Genomic DNA, 15,538 nt, shown 5'->3' with positions numbered 1-15,538 from the left:
GCCAATGGTGGCAACGCTTTTGAGAATACAAGCAGCAGACTCTATACTGATTAGGCGAGTCCAGGATGATCCGTAGTTCCGCTAGTGTGGCTTTTTATCCTCACCCTATAGACTGATATCACAAGCACACGATTCCTCTGACAACTGTGTTCCCGCCCTGTGTCGTCTGACACCCGTGCCCATCAATCCCGTATTGCCAGTGGCCATCCACAGAATCTAAAATCACCGATTCTAACCGGCGAGCCCTTGTCGCCACAGGCCGCCACCAGCCTCCCGATTTGGCAAGAGTTTACTCTGTGCCGAGTTTGGTCAGCGGGGATGCACGTGCTCAATTGTCCAGCTGGATTTGACGTTTCCTGAAATCGCCATGGTCGCTACTTCTCGGTTTCAAGCTAAAGGCAACACCCTGGAACTGCTGCGGCAGTATCAAAGCAACCCTGACCTCTCCCTTCGGAATCAGCTGGTACAGCTCAACATTGGTCTGGTGCGCCGTGAAGCCTATCGCTGGCTACAGCAGTCCACCGAAACCTTTGACGACCTAATGCAGGTGGGCAGTCTGGGGCTGATTCGGGCCATTGAGCGGTTTGATATGGGCAAGGGCTATGCGTTTAGCTCCTTCGCTATTCCCTACATTCGAGGCGAAATTCAGCACTACCTTCGCGACAAGAGTACCTCCATGCGCATCCCGCGACGGTGGCAGGCGTTGCAGAGTCAGTCGACTCGCGTCATTCGTCAGCTGCAGGCTGACCTGGGCCGGACTCCTAACGATGCAGAAATAGCCGCCGCCCTCGACATTGGGTTGGCCGAGTGGCAGGAGGTCAAGCTGGCCAACCGCAACCGATCGCTCCTCAGTCTCGATGCTCCGGTGCAGGACGAGGAGTCGGCCTGCCTGGGCGATCTGCTACCCGATCTGAAATATAAGAGCTTTCAACTGGCCCAGGAAGACCAAATCCGGCTGCAGCAGGCGTTGCACCAGCTCGAACAGCGCACTCGCGAAGTCCTGGAGTTTGTCTTTCTCTACGACCTCACCCAAAAAGAAACCGCCGAACGGATGGGTATCAGCGCGGTTACCGTATCGCGCCGCGTGAAGCAGGGGCTCAGCCACCTCCAAACGCTGATGGCTTCTGGAGAGGATGAAAGGGCTTAAACAACGCTACATCGGCAGAATTGAGCCGCATTGGCAGAATTGAGCTATCGTTGAGGAACATCGGCTCACGAAGCGAGGAGGCTTGGCTATGGGGGCGATCGCGTTTTTAATTTTATTTGTGCTGGGTTTCTTGCTGTCTACCATTGGCGGCATTATAGGCTTGGTGGACGCGTTTCGAGTCAGCCCAGTTTGGGGTTTACTCTCACTGCTAGTTCCCTTTGTGCTGCTGGTCTACTGCATCAAATTCTGGGGACGTAAGTGGGCGCGCAATGGCCTCATCATGAGCCTGGGCGGACTGGGGGTGATGTTGCTCTCGACCCCTTTGCTAGGAGCCTTTATCGCCCAGCGATCGGGCCAGTTTGGTACGGCTCCCGACGACGGAATGCCCGCCGAGGGCGTGGTCATTGATCCGGTGCCGGTGCCAGACGATCAGGTGGCCACTGACGAGCAATTTGCCGAACCTCTGGTGCCCGTCGCGCCTCAGCTTGCGCCCATTGCCAGAGCTGACCTGATTCAATCGACCGACCCCAATGAGCGGCTCCAGCAAATCAACCGCAGCCGTCCAGACCCCTTTGCAGCCGTGCCCATTCCACCGCCGCCCCAGGTTGTAGCTCCGCCCACTCCACCCGGGGCTCCTGCCCCCGGTGCGGCGACCCCAGGTACTGCCGGCGGTCCAGGAACACCTGTGGCTACCGCCCCTGGTACTCCTGCCCCTGGTGCTGGCGCGGCTCCTGGTGCTGGTGCGGCCCCTGGTGCTGGCGCGGCCCCTGGCGCTGGTGCGGCCCCTGGGACTCCGGGCGCAGCACAGCCGGGTGCCCTGGCACCCCTACCCCCCTTGCCGCAGCCTACCCTGGCTGAAGCCGTTCTGGTGACTGGGGTGATGACCATCGGCAACCAAAACTTTGCGGTGGTAGAAACCTCCGCTGGCAGCCAATACGTCAGAGCTGGTCAGCGCGTAGCCAATGGTCAGGTGCTGGTGAAGCGAATTGAGGTCCGGGGCAGTGATCCGGTGGTCGTGCTGGAACAAAACGGCATTGAAGTGTCTCGCCCGGTAGGTGCTCCAGCCACCCCTGCCGATGAACCATCGGTCTGAGGCCCATCTGGCAACCGTTGGAGAAAAGCCTAGGGCCAGAGCCCTGGGCTTTCTCTTTGGTCCCCCGCTCTACACCTCGCTCAAGTCGTGTCAGAATGTGAATTGCTCGATTTAGTGTGAATATTTTTTATGCCGCTTGAAACGGTTGTTTGGCAAGGGTTGTGGGGTGCGGTTTCCATTGTGATGGCAGAGGCCATTCGGGACGTGTACCACGTGGTCAGCCACTATTGGCCCCCTCTCATGCGGCTCCACAACTGGCACCATCGAGCCTACAAAAAGGACTTTTCCCCGGTCAGCCCCACCCTCTATCGCCAGGCTCAACTCTACAACGATGCTCCCGAAGCCATTGTTATGACAGGGGCCCTGGCGGGACTGGCCATATCGACGGGCATCGCCGGGCTCTGGCTGGGGGTGGCCTACGGCTTGAGCTTTTTGGCGGCGGCGATTGCCCGCTCTCAGGGCTGGCTGCTGACCACCGACCTCACCCACGAACCCGGTGAACTCACGACCATTCCCGGCAACTGGCGAGTGAACCGCACTTACCACTGGCGGCACCACTTTGACGACACTACCGCTTACTTTTCTGGCTACCTGACCTTTCTGGATAAGTTCATGGGCACCGCTGTTTCCCTCAAGGGCAAAACCGTTGCCGTTACCGGAGCCTCAGGCACTCTGGGCCGCGCCCTGCTGCAGGAGCTGACCCGGCAAAAGGCCCGCCCCATTGCCCTCACCACCTCCGCCGCCGCGACCTTTGCAGGCGACATTCCCTGCTGGAGGTGGCAGCCTGGGGCCGAAGCCGAGTTGCAGACAGCCCTCAAAAAGGTCGATATTTTGATCCTCAACCACGGGCTGAATGTGCACGGCGATCGCACCCCCGAGGCCATTCATACCTCCCTGGAGGTCAACGCCCTGTCGGGCTATCGGCTGATGGAGGTTTTCTTTAGCACTGTAGAGACATCGCCCCAGCGGGCTACTAAAGAGGTGTGGGTCAACACCTCCGAGGCCGAGGTCAGTCCGGCCTTTAGCCCGCTTTACGAGGTGTCTAAGCGGCTGATGGGGGATTTGGTCAGCCTGCGGCGGCTCGATGCCCCCTGTGTGGTGCGTAAAGTTATTTTGGGACCGTTTAAGAGCAAACTTAACCCGATCGGAGTCATGTCTGCGGATTGGGTGGCCTGGGCGGTGGTGGCGCTGGCCAAGCGGAACGTGCGCAACATTATTGTTACCATCAACCCACTGACCTATCTCGCCTTTCCGCTAAAAGAACTGAGCCGGGGGATCTATTTCAGGCTGTTTAGCCGGCGCGATCGCGGCGCGGACATTTAGCTGCGGCTAGCTGCGGTTAAAGAACTCCACCTGGGGTAGGCGGGGGTCGTTGACCATGCCCAGCCCCTGAAATCCCCAGCGGTTGATCAGTGGCTTGAGGGTAGAGGCCGTCACGGTTTCGATCGCAAACTTGTCGCTCAGGTCAGGGGCATGGGCGTTCAGGTAGCTGAGGGCGTCGTAGTCGGCGGTAAAGACTAACAAAAACCCCGGCGGCGGTGGCTGGTCAGGGCTGCTCTGGCCGTGGGGCCGGGCGACCAGGTAGCTGCCGTCGACCCGCGATCGCAGCAAATAATAAAGCTGAGACACCATAGTCTAATCTTTAGGGGAGGGCGATCGTAGGTCACTAGTACGGGTTGTCAGAAATAGGGCAACCATTGCTGAGGGTTTCAGGTGCTGGGTTTCAGGTTTCAGGAACAGTTGGCTGACTTATGCCGCAGCGTACTAGTACTTAGTCAATCTGATAACAGCGGGATCTGTAGCCTGGGTGCAAGGTTTCAGGTCTGTGGTCCAAGGACAGCCCTGTACCTGAAGCCGTACACCTTACAACCCACCTTAAACCCTACTGACCCGTTATTTTTGGCTTGGCAGACCGCTAATTTATATCTGAGAGGCGAATGCGGGGGTCCACAAAGCTCAGGGCCAGATCCGCCAGTAGGTTACCGATGATCAGCATCACGGCTCCCATCATCAGGCTGGCCATGACCAGATACAGATCCTGGGCCTGCACCGCTTCGAGAATCAGCTTGCCCAGCCCCGGCCAGTTGAAGTAAGTCTCGGTAATGAATGCGCCTCCCAGCAGACTGGCAAACTCAAAGCCCAACAGGGTAATCAGCGGGTTGACCGCATTGCGCAGGGCGTGGACGTACACCACCCGATTCTCAGAAAGGCCCTTGGCCCGGGCGGTTTGGATGTAGTTTTGGCGCAGCACGTCGAGCAGCTGACCCCGGGTGATGCGCTGGAGCCCGGCAAAGCTGGTAATGCTGAGGGCCAGGGTCGGCAAAATCAGGTGCCAGCCCACGTCGACAATTCTGCCAAACCAGTTGAGATCGTCGTGGATGATGCTGGTGCGGCCCCCAATGGGAAACAGAGGCGCTACGCTCTGGGCAAAAAACAGCAGCAGCAGGCCAGTCACAATGGTGGGCATACCCTGGCCCAGGTAGCTCAGCACCCGCAGCGCTTTGTCGAGGAAACGGTTTTGGTTGACAGCCCCCACAATGCCCATAGGCAGAGCAATCAGCCAGGTGACGACGATCGCCGCGAAGGACAACAGCAGGGTATTGGGCACCCGCTCCCACAGCAGGTCGCCCACCGGGCGTTGGTAGGCGAAGCTGAGGCCAAAGTTGCCGTGGAAAATGACCTGGTAGAGCCAGTTGAGGTACTGTCGCCACACCGGCTGGTCGAGGCCAAACTGGGCCTCGAGCTGAGCCAGGGTTTCGGGCGAGAACTGGGGGCTCTGGCGGTACTGGTCGAGAAAGTTACCGGGAGCAAGCTGAATCACAAAGAAGCTGAGCGCCGAAGCCAGCAGCAGCGTCAGCGCCGCCTGCAGCAGACGCTTCACCACATAGAGGACGGTTTCGCTGGTGGAGAAGGTCACCAGGCGGTCCCAGGGGCTGACCAGCGGACGTCGGGGCGTAGAAGACTGAGCCATTCCCAAACGGTAGAGAGGTACAGGTTATCTGTGGTGATCTTAAACCAAACGCGCCCGACCGATGGGATCGGTCTTGGGGGAAGGACGGCGATGGTTATCCCCGGCGATCGCCGGGGCCGGGGTCGGGCTTGAGCAGAACCGTGGCTACGCCGATGCCGACGATCGCCAGCCCCATCATGGGGTAAAACGCATAGGTATAGCTGCCCCACCAGTCGCGAATTTGCCCCGCGCTCAGGGTGCCGACCAGGGCACCTACCCCATAGGCAGTAAAGACCAGGCCGTAGTTTTGGGCGTACTGGTCGGGGTTAAACAGGCGCAGGGTGAGGGTGGGGGCCATGGCTAGCCAGCCTCCCAGGCAAAACCAGAACAGGCAAAAGGCCACCAGATAGGTAAGGACCTGTCCAGTTTGGGCGTGGAGCATTAGAACGCAGGCTATGACGATTAGGCTGTAGGAGGCGATCGCTACGTGGTGCGGGCGATAGCGATCGCTCAACCAGCCAAACAGAGGACGACTCAGCCCATTAAAGAGCGCAAACAGTGCCACGCTGCTGGCCGCTAGCGCAGGGTCAAGGCGAATGATCTCTTCGCCCACCGGGCTAGAGATACCGATGGCGCTCAGCCCTACCAGGGTACCGATGGCGTAGCAAATCCACAGTCCGTAGAAGGCGCGACTGGTGAGCAGTCGGGTTGGGTAGGGACGAGCTGCCGCCTGGGCCTGGAGCCGGCTGTCCGAGGCGGGATACCAGCCCTTGGGCGGAAACCGCAGGGCTGTAGCGATCGCCAGAATGATGGCCGTAAACACGATGCCAAAAACGCGCAGGGTCAGCCGCGCTCCAAAGGCTTCAATCAGGCTGTTGGCCAGGGGGGCGGTAATCAGCGGGGAGAGGCCAAACCCGACAATCGTGGTGCCCACCGCCAACCCCTTGCGCTCTGGAAACCAGCGGGCCACCACCGCCATCGGCACGCCGTAGGTCAGGCCAACTCCGGTGCCGGCAATGACACCGTAGGCCAGGGTGATGATGCCGATATGGGGGGCAATACTGGCCAGGATGTAGCCCGCTCCCAGCACCAGGCCCCCTAGGGTCGCCACCAGACGCGGACCCCAGCGCGGAATACAAAAACCGGCCACGGGCATCAGCCCGGCGTAAAAGACCAGTGCTACGGTGTAGGGCAGCAGGCTCTCCGTCGCGCCAATGCCCAACTCCAGCTCTAACGGTTTCCTAAAAATGCTCCAGGCATAAACCGTGCCCAGGCACATCAGCACCACAATGCCCAGGGGAATCAGCAGCCAGCGACCCCGTTCAGCGGGCAGCCCAAACAGGGTTAAGGGAGAGCTCTGGGAAGTGGCAGCCATGGGTTTAATCGAGGGATGGGTGGTTGACGGGGTTGAAGGAAAAATCGAAGCGACGCGGCCAGACCAATACGGTGCAGCTATCCTATCAACTCCAGTCCTGCGATCGGCCCATTTTGCCTCACCGATCAATGCCCAAAAAAATACCCACAAAAAACCCCAGCCGTCCAGAGCTGGGGTATGGGTTAAATGGCTGATTCAACGACTTGATTTAAGGGTTTGATTTATGAAAATGCGTTAGCGCTAGCTTTGCCCTAGCATCTCTCTTTACCTGTAGGGCTGTCCGTAGGGACATGCCGCAAGGCTCAGTCAGTAAACTATGACATTGTCAACACTGCAATAGATTCTATGTTAGCTCAACATTGCCCGCCGTTACAAAGACTACGGTTAAGTAAAACAACAACGTAGCGCGGCAAAATTGCGGGCGGCATAGCAGGGGCGGCATTGGCTCCTACCGAGTTGAAGGCCTCAGCTCCAGTCGGGACGGTTCTGGCTGGTTGGGAGAGCAAACGTTGTTAAGAATCACAGAAGCAAAACTCTTATCAAAATTTCTATCGAAATTTTGCGGGACGACGAATTTCTCTGGCCGCTAGATAAATTTTCTCATTGGCCTGCACCGACTTTTGCAAATTTACAATGGGGCGCGGGTAGTCAACCCCAAGGGTGACGCCAAAGCGCTTTTGCTCAACGGGTTGTAGTTTCCAGGGTTCGTGTACCTTAGCGGCGGGAACGGCCTCTAGTTCGGGCAGCCAGTGTTTGACGTAGAGCCCGTCGGGGTCGTAGTCCCTGGCCTGCTTGGGAATGTTGAAGTAGCGAAACCCGCGCGCGTCGTTGCCAACTCCCGCGGTGTAGTTCCAGTTGCCGTAGTTGCTGCACACGTCGTAGTCAATCAGGAGCGATTCGAACCACTCGGCCCCCATCCGCCAGTCAATGCCCAAATTTTTGGTTAAGAAGCTAGCCACATTTTGTCGGCCCCGATTGGACATAAACCCCGAGCAGGCCAGTTCACGCATGTTGGCATCGACCAAAGGAAATCCAGTGGTGCCGTTGCGCCAGGCGTCAAAGCGCTCCCAATCCTGTTTCCACTCAATCTGTAGTCCCCGCAGGCCGGAGGGGTAAAATACGCGATCGCCGTGCTTGGCGCAGACAAAGCGAAAGTAGTCCCGCCACAGCAGTTCAAAGATCAGCCAGTAGGTGGACTCGTTGCGAAGGCGTTCGGCTTCGTAGGCCTGCACTGTTTCGTAAATGCGTCGGGGTGACAGACAGCCCAAGGCCAGCCAGGCCGAGAGCTTGGCCGAATAGTTGGCTCCCACCATGCCGTTGCGGGTTTGCTTGTAGGTCTTGAGGCAGTCGGCCTCCCACACGTAGTGGTGCAGGCGGGCCAGACCCGCGGTTTCGCCCCCGGCAAAGGTCAGCACGGCGCGAGGGTCGGCGCGGGGCGGCTCCAGCCCAAAGTCAGCCAGGGTTGGCAGTGGGCCGGGCTCCACCGGGGGCAGCGGCGGCAGTTTGACGGCGGTGGGCAGCACCCCATCGACCGTGCTGTGCTGCTCCACCTTCTTACGGAACTGGGTAAAGACTTCGGGCAGCCGGGGCAGGGCAAAGGGGAGGTTGTCGGGGTGGTAAAGCGTGGCTCCCCAGTAGACCTCGGCCTTGCAACCCAGGCTCCCCAGCCTGGCTTCTACAGCCTGCTCGACCTGCACTTCCTCACGGGTCACCTCCTCGTGCCAGTAGACGGCCTCGACCCCGTGGGCTTTGACCAACTCTGGAATGATGGCTTCGGGTTTGCCGACCCGCACCACCAGATCGCTGCCCAGGGCCTGCAGCGATCGCCGCAGGTCGGCCACGCTCTCCAGCAAAAACTGTGCCCGGTAAGCCCCCGTTTTGGCAAAGCCAAAGCAGGTCTGGCCGAACTGGCGGGGGTCAAAGCAGTAGAGCGGCACAATTGGTTTTCCGGCTCGCAGGGCCTCATCCATAGGCTGATGATCGTGGAGGCGGAGGTCGTTACGGAACCAGACGAGGGAGGTCATGGGCGGCAGGGATTGGTCAGTGAGTCACATTATTAAGTATTCTAAAGAACTATTAACCCCCGCGCAGGAGCTTGATGATTTATGGCAATTCAGGTTGGCGATCGCGCCCCAGATTTCACCCTGTCCAGCCAGACGGGCGAGTCGGTGACCCTCAGTAGCTTCCAGGGCCAGAAGGCTGTGGTGCTATACTTCTACCCCAAGGATGACACCCCCGGCTGCACTGTAGAATCGTGCTCGTTTCGCGACAGCTACGAAGACTTTGTGGCGGAGGGTGCCGAGGTAATTGGCATCAGCAGCGACTCGCCCGACTCGCACCGGGCCTTTGCCAGCAAGCACAGTCTGCCCTTTACCCTGGTCAGCGACAGCGGCTCGGTGGTTCGCAAAGCCTATGGCGTGCCGGCTACCCTGGGATTGCTGCCGGGGCGAGTGACCTACGTGATCGATCAGCAGGGTACAGTGCGCCACATCTTTAACTCGCAGTTCAACCCCAAGGGCCATGTGGCCGAAGCGATGGGAATTTTGAAAACCCTACAGGCAACTTGATATGGAACTTCAGCCCCACCACAGCGACTTTGTGGCCTGTCTGACCGCCCTGGAGGAGGCGATCGCCGGTCTCTGGTACCCCAGTGAAACCGACGCCCCCCTGGCGATCGCCATCTACGCCGACCCCAACCTCGACGCCACCAGCCTGGGTCAGCAGCTGGGCAGCAACGCCGACACCTACCAGCATCAGCCCGCCGATGCCTTCTTTCGCCCCATCTTCGACAATTTCTACTGGAGTACGCCCCAGGGCGGTCAGTTGACCCAGCGGTACAGGCAGCTGCAGGAGATTTTGCAGACCCACCTCGAGGATCTCCATCTCTACCGGGTGGGAACTGTGGATGTAAACCTATATCTGCTCGGTCGCCACGCCAGCGGCTGCCACGTAGGAATTTACACCCATACTGTGGAAACCTAGGACCGCCTGGTAGCTGGAACTACCTTTGTCGGGGTTCCAGGTTTCGGGTTCCAGGTCCATGGCTGGTCTTGAATCTAGAACCGGCGTTGCTGAATCGAGTAATGAACCTGTAAACTTAACATCCTTTCATCCCCCCTAAATTCCCCAATTTTGAGGGACTTCGAGATTTCGACTCCCCCCAGAATTGGGGGGCTGGGGGGCACATCGTACCTGCATTCAGCAACGCTCTAGAACGTTAAGCTGTTTCTTTTAGGCGGCGCAACCCGTCATCAACCGTTTGACTGAGGCGATTGACTGAGGATTGAACGAGCTGGGGAGGACCCACAGCGGTTGGTTCAGGCCGGCCACCAGGCGTTTTATCCTGGTCACTTCGCTCAGATGACGGTAGCCTATCGGTAGAAACCGAGGCAACAATCCATGGCATTTCAAACCCCGGACTGGGTGAAGCACGCTGTCTTCTACCAGATCTTTCCCGATCGGTTTGCCCGTACCCAGCGCCATCTGGACCACCCCGCCATGGCCGTCACCCTGGAACCCTGGGAAACGCTGCCGACCCCCTTTGGCTACAAGGGCGGCGATCTGTGGGGCGTGGCTGAACATCTGGACTACCTGGTGGACCTGGGGGTCACGGCCATCTACATGACGCCGATTTTTCAGTCGGCGTCCAACCATCGCTACCACACCCACGACTACTACCAGGTCGATCCGCTGCTGGGGGGGAACCCGGCCTTTTTTGACCTGCTGGAGGCCGCCCACGCCAAAGATATGAAAGTGGTGCTCGACGGCGTGTTTAACCACTGTAGTCGCGGCTTTTTCTTTTTCAACGACATTCTTGAAAACGGCCCCAACTCCCCCTGGCTGGAGTGGTTTGAGGTGGAGGGCTGGCCCCTGTCGGCCTACGACGGGGCGCTCCCCGCCAATTACAGAAGCTGGGTTGACAACCGGGCGCTGCCCCAGTTCAAGCACGACCACCCGGCGGTGCGCGAGTACCTGATGCGGGTGGGGGAGTACTGGGTGCGCCAGGGTATCGACGGCTGGCGGCTGGATGTACCCTTTGAGGTCAAGACGGAGGGGTTCTGGCAGGAGTTCCGCGATCGCGTCAAGGCCATCAACCCCGAAGCCTACATCGTCGGCGAAGTGTGGACCGACGCTCGCCAGTGGCTCGACGGCACCCAGTTTGACGGGGTGATGAACTACCTGTTTACGGGGCCAACCATTGCCTTTGCTGCGGGCGATCGCGTTCACATGGACCTGGTAGAAGATCCCCACTACTACCCCTACCCCGCCCTGGATGCGGCAGGCTATGCCGACAAAATTCAGCACCTGCTGAAGCTATACCCCTGGGAGATTCAGCTCACCCAGCTCAATTTGCTCTCCAGCCACGATGTCGCCCGCATTTACTCGGTCGTAGGCGAAGACGACGCCAGCATGGTGCTCTCGACCCTGCTGCTGTTTACCTTTCCGGGGGCACCCAGCATCTACTACGGCGATGAGGTGGGCCTGCCCGGCGAGCTTGACCCCGACTGCCGCCGCACCTTTCCCCCCGAAAAAGAGTGGCACCGCGATCTGCTCAAAGTCCACCGCGAGCTGATTGCCCTGCGCCACCGCTACCCGGCTCTGCACACCGGCACCTACGACGTTCTGCACGCTGAGGGGATGGGATACGTCTTTAGCCGCAGCCTGGGGGGCGATCGCGTGGTGGTGGCGCTAAACTCCGGCACCGAGGACACCGTTACCCTGCCCACCGAGGCCCTCACCCCAGCGGTCAAATCGGCGGAGCAGGTCTTCGCTTACCACGGCGCAACCTGGGACAGCGATCGGTTGACTCTGCCGCCGCGCTCAGCCCTGGTGGCCATCGCCGCCTAATTGGGGGTTTTCACTCACCGCCGGTCCTGTGCCCCACGCCGCCGCCCGATCTGGTCGATAAAGAACTCCTCCAGGGTGGGGCGAGTCTGCTGCAGGGTGATCAGATGCCCCCCCGCCAGGGGAATCTGCTTGGCAAAGTCGTAGGGGTCGCCTTTGATGTGCCCAGCCCAGAGGTCGCCCTGAACGCTCATCTGGTCGAGCCAGGGTTCCAGCTCGCCCCTGCGCCCGCCCCGCCCTTTGACCACGTACTGGTCGGCGGTGCCCAGCAGTTCGTCCAGGCTACCGATGGCGATCAGTTCGCCCTGGTCCAGAATGGCGATGCGATCGCAGATCACCTCCACATCCGACAGAATGTGGCTGTTGAAAAAAATCGTTTTGCCCTCCCGCTTCAGGGCCAGAATAATCTCGCGCACCTGAAATCGGCCGGTGGGGTCCAGCCCCGACATCGGCTCGTCGAGAAATACCACGTCCGGATCGTTCATCAGCGCCTGCGCCATACCGATGCGCTGCAGCATGCCCTTGGAGTACTGGCGCAGCTGTTTTTTCTTCGCGGCCGCCTGGGGTAGCCCCACCAGGTCGAGCAGTTCGACAATTCGGCGCTGCTGGGCTGCCCGCGACAGGCCAAACAGCCCAGCGGTGTACTGCAAGAACTCCCAGCCGGTCAAAAAGTCGTAGAAGTAGGCATTTTCGGGAAGATACCCGATGCGCTGCTTCACGGCGCTCTCCCCCAGGGGATGGTTCAGGAGGGTGGCACTACCAGCGGTGGGGCGAATGATGCCCAGCAAGATTTTTAGCAGGGTGGTTTTACCCGCCCCGTTGGGGCCCAGCAGCCCAAAGGTTTCGCCTTGGTAGACGTTAAGGGTGCAATTTTGCAGCGAGGTGACCCGTTGATTGAGCCAAAACCCGGTGCGATAGGCTTTGGTTAACCTTTGGGTCTGTACCACAGCGGGGCGATTGTCTGGCGGACGGTTATCTAACTGGGTAGGATCAATCGGTAGTGGAGCGCTCATAGAAACCGTGCTAAGACCAAATAGACGACAATCAGTAAGGACTCCTTCCTAGATTACCCTTCGAAAACCTCTCCCTTGCCAGGGGCCGCTTGAGCTTTCGTTGTGCCAAGGTTAAACGGATACAGGCAGTGCCTCTAGCGGTTGGCAACGCCAGGGTCTGCCTGCCAAGGAATACGTTTAGCTTAGGTTCCATTCACCCTCATTTGATAAATCACTCTATGGATCGCTTTAAGGTTGACCGTTCAAAACTGGTAGCAGTGATTACCGGGGTAATCTCCCTGCTGCTAGCGGTTGGTTATCTCGTGCTGGTTCAAATTCTGGATTTTCGCGGCGACATGGTGCCCGCCCCGATATCTACCCTGGTGGGGATGTTCACCTATAGCCTTACAGCGATATAGCCAGAGTTGAGCGGTCTGCTGGTCCCCAGGCCCCGGAGTGGTCGGGGTAGCGGCCAGTCAGCGTTACCGGGTTAAGCCTAGGTAATCGGATACCTCTATTGGTATTCTAGAGTGCGCCTGGACAGTCCTCTTTTAGGATGGGCTTTTTTTAGGATGGGGAGAGATTGCTGTCTGTTTCACCGTTATTTTACTGCTGTACTTGTTCTGGCTATGGTGCCGCTTGAGCCCCGACCAAATTTGCTGCCCCCAATTTCTCCCTTTTCTTGGCCAAAGGTTTGGCGGTTTTTCCTTAGTCAATGGGGAGGTGGTGCCAGGACGGCCTCTGGGCCAGGGCATTGCCTGGTCTTCGTGTCTACCGCTGGCAGGGTTAACCCTCCTTTAAGTTTCTCAGGGCTGTGGATATGTTGAACCGAACCGTGAACCAGACGTCGCTACAGCCCCTGGCAACGGTTGAAACCTTTGTGGATCTGTTGAGCTGGCGGGCTGCGCAGACTCCCCGGGGCACAGCCTATCGGTTTTTGGCAGAGGGCACCCCCGAGACGGCCCAGCCCATGACCTACGGGGCGCTGCAGCAGCAGGCCCAGGCCATTGCGGTGCTGCTTCAGGATCTAAACTGCCAAAGTCAGCCGGTGCTGCTGCTCTACCCCGCCGGTTTAGATTACATTGCTGCCTTTTTTGGTTGCCTCTATGCCGGGGCGATCGCCGTTCCCGCCTACCCCCCTCGCCCCAACCGATCGCTCGATCGCATCCAGGCCATGGTCCAGGATGCTGGAGCTACCGTCGCTCTGACCGACAACGCCACCCTGCAAAAGCTGGAGCGGCGACTGGCGGAGACTCCCTCACTGCGATCGCTCTACTGCCTCAGCACCGATGGCCTCCAGCCCGACCTGGCTCAGCAGTGGCGGCCCCCAGCTATCCAGGCCTCTACCCTGGCCCTGTTGCAGTACACCTCGGGCTCCACTGCCCTGCCCAAGGGGGTGATGATCAGCCACGACAACCTGCTGCACAACTCTGAGCTGATTGGCCGCTGCTTTGGCAACACCGCCGAGAGCCGGGGGGTTTCCTGGCTGCCGCCCTACCACGACATGGGGCTGGTCGGTGGTATTTTGCAGCCGCTGTACGTGGGCGCAGAGATGACGCTGATGGCCCCGGTTTCGTTTTTACAGCGTCCGGTGCGCTGGCTTGAGGCCATTTCCCACTACCGAGCCACCACCAGCGGCGGGCCCAATTTTGCCTACGACCTCTGCGTGCGCAAAACGACCCCAGAACAGCGGCGATCGCTGGATCTGAGCGCCTGGCAGCTGGCCTTTAGCGGGGCTGAGCCAGTGCAGCAGGCCACCCTGACCCAGTTTGCCGCCGCCTTTGCCGACAGCGGCTTTCGGCCCCAGGCCTTTTACCCCTGCTACGGCATGGCCGAAACCACCCTGCTGGTGACCGGAGAGGCGGTGCAGACTGAGCCCAAGCACCTGATTCTCAAAGCCAGCGACTTGCAGCAAAACCGGGTCACTCTGGTGGATGCTAGCGATGAAGATGCGGCTCGGCCGATCGTCAGCTGTGGCCCCCCGGCGATCGCCAGCCAGGTGTGCATTGTTGACCCTGACAGCCATCGGCCCTGCCCTGCCAGCACCATTGGCGAAATCTGGGTGCGCTGGTCTCGCAGCGTGGCCCAGGGCTACTGGCGGCGAGAAGCCGCCACCCGAGAGGCCTTTCAGGCTACCCTGGCCGATGGGACCGTGGCCGATGGGTCTGGGGGGCCGTTTCTGCGCACGGGCGATTTGGGCTTTCTCCACGGCGACGACCTCTACGTTACGGGTCGCCTCAAGGACCTGATCATTATCCGGGGCCGTAACCACTACCCCCAAGATATCGAAGCCACGGCAGAACAGGCCCATCGCGCCCTGCGACAGGGCAGCGGTGCGGCTTTTTCGGTGGTGTGGGACGACACCGAGCACCTGGTGATTGTTCACGAACTGGAGCGCAGCGCCCTGCGCACCGCCGACCCCGAGGCCATCTTTAGTGCCCTGCGCCGCCAGGTGGCCGAGCACCATGACTTGCAGGTGGGGGCGATCGTCCTGCTCAAGCCCAACGCCATGCCCAAAACCTCCAGCGGTAAGGTACAGCGCCACCTGTGTCGATCGATGTTCCTGGCGGGAGAGTTTGATGTGGTCCATGGCTGGCCTGCGATAGAGGCCGCTCAGGCACTGGCTACCGCAGAGGCCCTGAACGGTGACGCGCAACTCGATGATGCGATCGCGCCGATAGCCCAGAGCTCGCTTGGGGAAGGGGGCCGCTCGACCGCCGTCACCGCTAACCTGTCGCCGAGCCCGCTGATGACCGCTGATGCGATCGCAGATTGGATGGTGAGCTGGCTGGCCCATGCCCTGAGCGTACCCAAACACACCCTCAATGTGCGTCAACCCCTGGCGGAGCATGGGCTTGACTCCTTAGCGGCAGTGGAGCTAGCGGAGGCACTGGAATCGGTGCTGGGGGTACCCCTATCGCCTACCCTGGCCTACGAGTACCCCACCATAGAGGCGCTGTCGGTGTATTTAGCTTCGGCTAGGGACACCACCACTGTCGCTGACCCCCTGGTAGAGGCCGTTGACCAGCGGGAATTGGAGCAGATCGTAAGAGAATTGGAGCTGCTGTCAGACGCAGAGGTGCAAACCCTGCTGGGCAGACAGAGTCATTAAACAATGGAGCGTGGGAGTTAGCCT

Annotated in this window: 13 protein-coding genes; 8 read left to right on the top strand and 5 right to left on the bottom strand. The window is 59.7% G+C overall.

What is annotated here, in order from left to right; genetic code table 11:
- The first annotated feature begins 367 nt into the window (after positions 1 to 367).
- From NF78_RS11130 to NF78_RS11120, 3 genes are all read left to right on the top strand, one after another.
- Positions 368 to 1,147: an RNA polymerase sigma factor SigF gene (locus NF78_RS11130; RefSeq protein WP_035986328.1), complete on the top strand. Its 780-nt coding sequence runs from the start codon at positions 368 to 370 to the stop codon at positions 1,145 to 1,147.
- Positions 1,148 to 1,235: 88 nt separating this feature from the next.
- Positions 1,236 to 2,240, top strand: coding sequence for a hypothetical protein (locus NF78_RS28170; protein ID WP_052050161.1), 1,005 nt, complete (start codon positions 1,236 to 1,238; stop codon positions 2,238 to 2,240).
- Between the two features lie 129 nt (positions 2,241 to 2,369).
- A complete protein-coding gene (locus NF78_RS11120) occupies positions 2,370 to 3,563 on the top strand; it encodes a bifunctional sterol desaturase/short chain dehydrogenase (RefSeq protein WP_035986326.1) in 1,194 nt (397 codons plus the stop codon).
- Positions 3,564 to 3,569: 6 nt separating this feature from the next.
- Here NF78_RS11120 and NF78_RS11115 read toward each other — a convergent pair whose 3' ends face one another.
- From NF78_RS11115 to NF78_RS11100, 4 genes are all read right to left on the bottom strand, one after another.
- Complete coding sequence (locus NF78_RS11115) at positions 3,570 to 3,872, bottom strand: hypothetical protein (protein WP_035986324.1); 303 nt, start codon at positions 3,870 to 3,872, stop codon at positions 3,570 to 3,572.
- Between the two features lie 283 nt (positions 3,873 to 4,155).
- Entirely contained in the window at positions 4,156 to 5,211 is a 1,056-nt protein-coding gene (locus NF78_RS11110) for an ABC transporter permease (protein ID WP_035986322.1), read from the bottom strand.
- A 94-nt stretch (positions 5,212 to 5,305) separates the two neighbouring features.
- Complete coding sequence (locus NF78_RS11105; RefSeq protein ID WP_035986320.1) at positions 5,306 to 6,565, bottom strand: OFA family MFS transporter; 1,260 nt, start codon at positions 6,563 to 6,565, stop codon at positions 5,306 to 5,308.
- A 548-nt stretch (positions 6,566 to 7,113) separates the two neighbouring features.
- Positions 7,114 to 8,589, bottom strand: a complete 1,476-nt coding sequence (locus NF78_RS11100; protein WP_035986317.1) for a DASH family cryptochrome — start codon at positions 8,587 to 8,589, stop codon at positions 7,114 to 7,116.
- 81 nt (positions 8,590 to 8,670) lie between these two features.
- On the opposite strand from NF78_RS11100, the gene NF78_RS11095 reads away from it, so the two are divergent.
- From NF78_RS11095 to NF78_RS11085, 3 genes are all read left to right on the top strand, one after another.
- Positions 8,671 to 9,132, top strand: coding sequence for a peroxiredoxin (locus NF78_RS11095; RefSeq protein ID WP_035986315.1), 462 nt, complete (start codon positions 8,671 to 8,673; stop codon positions 9,130 to 9,132).
- Position 9,133: 1 nt separating this feature from the next.
- Positions 9,134 to 9,547, top strand: coding sequence for a nuclease A inhibitor family protein (locus NF78_RS11090; protein ID WP_035986312.1), 414 nt, complete (start codon positions 9,134 to 9,136; stop codon positions 9,545 to 9,547).
- Between the two features lie 417 nt (positions 9,548 to 9,964).
- Positions 9,965 to 11,413, top strand: coding sequence for a glycoside hydrolase family 13 protein (locus NF78_RS11085; protein ID WP_035986310.1), 1,449 nt, complete (start codon positions 9,965 to 9,967; stop codon positions 11,411 to 11,413).
- A gap of 14 nt (positions 11,414 to 11,427) precedes the next feature.
- On the opposite strand, the gene NF78_RS11080 is transcribed toward NF78_RS11085, so the two are convergent.
- Complete coding sequence (locus NF78_RS11080) at positions 11,428 to 12,423, bottom strand: ABC transporter ATP-binding protein (protein ID WP_052050158.1); 996 nt, start codon at positions 12,421 to 12,423, stop codon at positions 11,428 to 11,430.
- Between the two features lie 218 nt (positions 12,424 to 12,641).
- On the opposite strand from NF78_RS11080, the gene NF78_RS11075 reads away from it, so the two are divergent.
- Both NF78_RS11075 and NF78_RS11070 read left to right on the top strand, forming a co-directional pair.
- Positions 12,642 to 12,821: a hypothetical protein gene (locus NF78_RS11075; RefSeq protein WP_052050156.1), complete on the top strand. Its 180-nt coding sequence runs from the start codon at positions 12,642 to 12,644 to the stop codon at positions 12,819 to 12,821.
- Between the two features lie 401 nt (positions 12,822 to 13,222).
- On the top strand, positions 13,223 to 15,514 hold the full coding sequence (locus NF78_RS11070) for an AMP-binding protein (RefSeq protein WP_052050152.1): 2,292 nt from the start codon (positions 13,223 to 13,225) through the stop codon (positions 15,512 to 15,514).
- The last annotated feature ends 24 nt before the right edge of the window (positions 15,515 to 15,538 follow it).

The organism is Leptolyngbya sp. KIOST-1 (assembly GCF_000763385.1).
In the GTDB taxonomy this organism is placed as follows: domain Bacteria; phylum Cyanobacteriota; class Cyanobacteriia; order Phormidesmidales; family Phormidesmidaceae; genus Nodosilinea.
Note: the sequence above shows the minus strand (reverse complement) of the source record. Positions and strands in the feature narration are given on the sequence as shown.

Coding starts and splice junctions, on each gene's coding strand:
- NF78_RS11130 (WP_035986328.1), top strand. CDS start 368: ATGGTCGCTACTTCTCGGTTTCAAGCTAAAGGCAACACCCTGGAACTG.
- NF78_RS28170 (WP_052050161.1), top strand. CDS start 1,236: ATGGGGGCGATCGCGTTTTTAATTTTATTTGTGCTGGGTTTCTTGCTG.
- NF78_RS11120 (WP_035986326.1), top strand. CDS start 2,370: ATGCCGCTTGAAACGGTTGTTTGGCAAGGGTTGTGGGGTGCGGTTTCC.
- NF78_RS11115 (WP_035986324.1), bottom strand. CDS start 3,872: ATGGTGTCTCAGCTTTATTATTTGCTGCGATCGCGGGTCGACGGCAGC.
- NF78_RS11110 (WP_035986322.1), bottom strand. CDS start 5,211: ATGGCTCAGTCTTCTACGCCCCGACGTCCGCTGGTCAGCCCCTGGGAC.
- NF78_RS11105 (WP_035986320.1), bottom strand. CDS start 6,565: ATGGCTGCCACTTCCCAGAGCTCTCCCTTAACCCTGTTTGGGCTGCCC.
- NF78_RS11100 (WP_035986317.1), bottom strand. CDS start 8,589: ATGACCTCCCTCGTCTGGTTCCGTAACGACCTCCGCCTCCACGATCAT.
- NF78_RS11095 (WP_035986315.1), top strand. CDS start 8,671: ATGGCAATTCAGGTTGGCGATCGCGCCCCAGATTTCACCCTGTCCAGC.
- NF78_RS11090 (WP_035986312.1), top strand. CDS start 9,134: ATGGAACTTCAGCCCCACCACAGCGACTTTGTGGCCTGTCTGACCGCC.
- NF78_RS11085 (WP_035986310.1), top strand. CDS start 9,965: ATGGCATTTCAAACCCCGGACTGGGTGAAGCACGCTGTCTTCTACCAG.
- NF78_RS11080 (WP_052050158.1), bottom strand. CDS start 12,423: ATGAGCGCTCCACTACCGATTGATCCTACCCAGTTAGATAACCGTCCG.
- NF78_RS11075 (WP_052050156.1), top strand. CDS start 12,642: ATGGATCGCTTTAAGGTTGACCGTTCAAAACTGGTAGCAGTGATTACC.
- NF78_RS11070 (WP_052050152.1), top strand. CDS start 13,223: ATGTTGAACCGAACCGTGAACCAGACGTCGCTACAGCCCCTGGCAACG.